The 2,731-nt window shown below is 74.6% G+C and carries 2 protein-coding genes; both read right to left on the reverse strand.

Going from position 1 to position 2,731, the window contains the following annotated elements; translation table 11 throughout:
- Positions 1 to 2,434, reverse strand: a 2,434-nt coding sequence (locus tag VF468_31135; GenBank protein ID HEX5882740.1) for an ATP-binding protein, incomplete at its 3' end; no start/stop codon positions are given.
- Positions 2,435 to 2,523: 89 nt separating this feature from the next.
- On the reverse strand, positions 2,524 to 2,731 hold a 208-nt coding region (locus VF468_31140), incomplete at its 5' end, for an MMPL family transporter (protein ID HEX5882741.1).

Here is a 2,731-nt window from a genome sequence, read left to right on the forward strand (position 1 = left end):
GTTCGACCACATCAGGCCGCCGGCGGGGCCCCGTGACCAGCATCTGCTCGGTCTGGTTCAGGAGCGCGGGCAGCACGCCCGGGTCGGCGAACCGGTCGATCAGCTCCCGGGCCTCCTCGACCAGCGCCCTGGCCCCCTGGAGGTCGCCGCGGCCCCGGCGCACGGGCGCCAGCAGCAACAGCGCGAACGCTCGTTGCACGAGCATGCTGTCGATCCCGACCGGCGCCAACGCCCGCTCCAGCTGCTCCTCGGCCTCGGCGAGCTCGCCCTGGCGGGCCAGGGCCCGGCCCAGCGCCGCATGGGCGATCCCGCACAGCGGCTCGCTGCTGAGCCCTTGCGCCTCGGCGACCGCGGCCGCGCGATGCGCAAGCGCGGCGGCGGTCCGATCGTCGCCGTCATCGGCGGCGATGAGCGACAGCACCGGCAGCGCGGTCAGCACGGCGAACGGCTGGGCGGATGGCGACACGACCCGGACCAGCTCCTCCAGCTGTGGCCGCGCCTCTGCCGGGAACCCTGACAGGTACAGGGCCTGCCCGAGCGCCGCCCGCGCCATCCAGGAGTACGGTGAGGGCCCGGGGCCGGCGAGCTCGAGCGCGCGGCGCGCCGCGCCAGCCGACCGCCCGACGTCGCCGAACAGCTGGGCGGCGCGCGTCAGGGCGGCGCCGAAGGCCAGCGACGCGACACCGTCGGGCAGCTCACCGTCCCAGGTGTCGTCCTCCGCGGCGGCCAGCCAGCGTTCGGTCTCCTGCTGGGAGCTACCGGAGAACCCACGGATCCAGGCGGCGATGTAGGCGACCGGTGGGGCGGCCGTGATCGACCCGTCCGGGAGCCCGTCCAGCCAGCGGGCCACGGTCGCCAGGCGTCCGCGGCGCCAGTAGCCCAGCCAGTTCCGCGCGATCAGCGCCGCGGCCTCGGTGTAGTCCTCGGCTGCGGTGGCGTGACCGATGGCGTCCTCGAAATTGCCGGCCTCTCGATGCCAGGCCGCGGCCCGCCGATGCAGCGCCGGGACCAGCGCCGGGTCGCGATAGCGGAGCTCCAGGCGCAGCAGCTCGGCGAACAAGTGGTGGTAGCGGTACCACTGCCGGTGGTCGTCCATTGGGTTCAGGAACAGGTTGGCGCGCTCCAGCTCGGCCAGCACCCCGGCGGACCCCTCGGTCTCGAGCACGGCGTCGCACAACGGGCCGGACAGGCGCTCCAGGATCGAGGTCCGCAGCAGGAAGGTCCTGATCGCCTCCGGCTGGCGGGCGAGGACCTCCGCCGCCAGGTAGTCGGCGACATGGCGGTTGTCGCCGTGGAACGAGGCGATGAACCCGGTGGCGTCCTTGCGGCCGCGGAGCGACAGGCCGGCCAGGGCCAGCCCGGCCGGCCAGCCCTCGGTCCGCTCGGCCAGGCGCTCCACGTCCTCGGTGGCCAGCTGCAGCCCCATCGAGCCGTTGAGGAGCGCCGACGCCTCCTCGCCGGTGAACTCCAGCTCCGCGACCCGGAGCTCGGTCAGCTCCCCTCTGGCTCGCATCCTGGCCAGGGGCAGCGGCGGATCGCTACGGGTCGACAGCGCCACATGGACATCCGCTGGGAGGTGATCCAGGAAGAAGCCGAGGACCTGGTGGCAGGTGGGGTTGGTGACCAGGTGGTAGTCGTCCAGCACCAGCACCAGCGACGAGCCAAGCTGGGCCAGCTCGTTCAGCAGCGACGGCAGCACCACCCGGTGCAGATCCGCGCTCCTGCCCCCCAAGGCCTCCAGCGCGGTCGCGCCAAGGTTCGACTGCACGGTCCGGAGCGCCTCGACGACATGGACCCACAAGCGGGTCGGGTCGTTGTCGCCGTCGTCGAGGGAGACCCAGGCCACCCGGCCGGCGCCCGCGGTCGTGGCCCATTGGGCCAGCAGGGTCGTCTTGCCGAACCCGGCCGGAGCGTCCAGCAGGCACAGCTTGCCCTCCAGGCCGTCCCGCAGCCGTGCCTGGAGGCCGGGGCGGTGGATGAGCTCCGCCTGCGGTGGCGGCGGCACCAGCTTGGTCCAGACCAGCCCGGGATCCGCCTGCGGTGGCGGCAGCTCCAGGGCGCACCAGACGGTCTTGCCGCCGGCCGGTCCGGGGCGCACCCCCCAGTCGGCCGCCACCCGGTCGACGATCAGCAGGCCGAACCCGCGGCCGGTGCCGTCCCTGGCCGCCTGCACCCGCGACAGGTTCGGGTCCTGGTCGTGGACGGCCACCTCGAGCCGGCGGCCGCGCAGCTCCACCCGCAGCTCCAGCGCCGTGCCGGCGTGCGTCACGGCGTTGGCCACCAGCTCATTGGCCACCAGCGCGGCCGGCTCGCCCAGGCCCGCGAGCTCCCAGCGGCCGCACACCTCCCGGACGAACCCCCGCCCAGCGGCGGCCGCGGTCGGCACCGGCCCGAGCTCCAGCACCATGCGCCCCTGGCGGCTGGACTGCTGCATCCGCATCGTGCCTTCCGTCCCGCCGTCGGACAGAACAAGCATCCTACGCGGCGGTGCTCCTGCCAAGAGAACTGCTGGCCGGCCCGGCTCTAGGACCCCGGGCGCGGCCTGGCCGGTCGGCTCCGGACCGTCGCCGCCGCCGGCTTCGGCCGGGGGCGGAGGAAGGCCGACAGCCGCGCCCCGAACAGGTGCCCGCCGGCCAGCGACAGGATGGCGGGCAGCAACGTGATGGCCGCCACCACCGCCGTGAGCACGGCCACGGCGCTGGCGTAGCCGAGCGACGCCACCAGGGGATGC

Source organism: Actinomycetota bacterium (genome assembly GCA_036280995.1).
Lineage (GTDB): Bacteria > Actinomycetota > CALGFH01 > CALGFH01 > CALGFH01 > CALGFH01.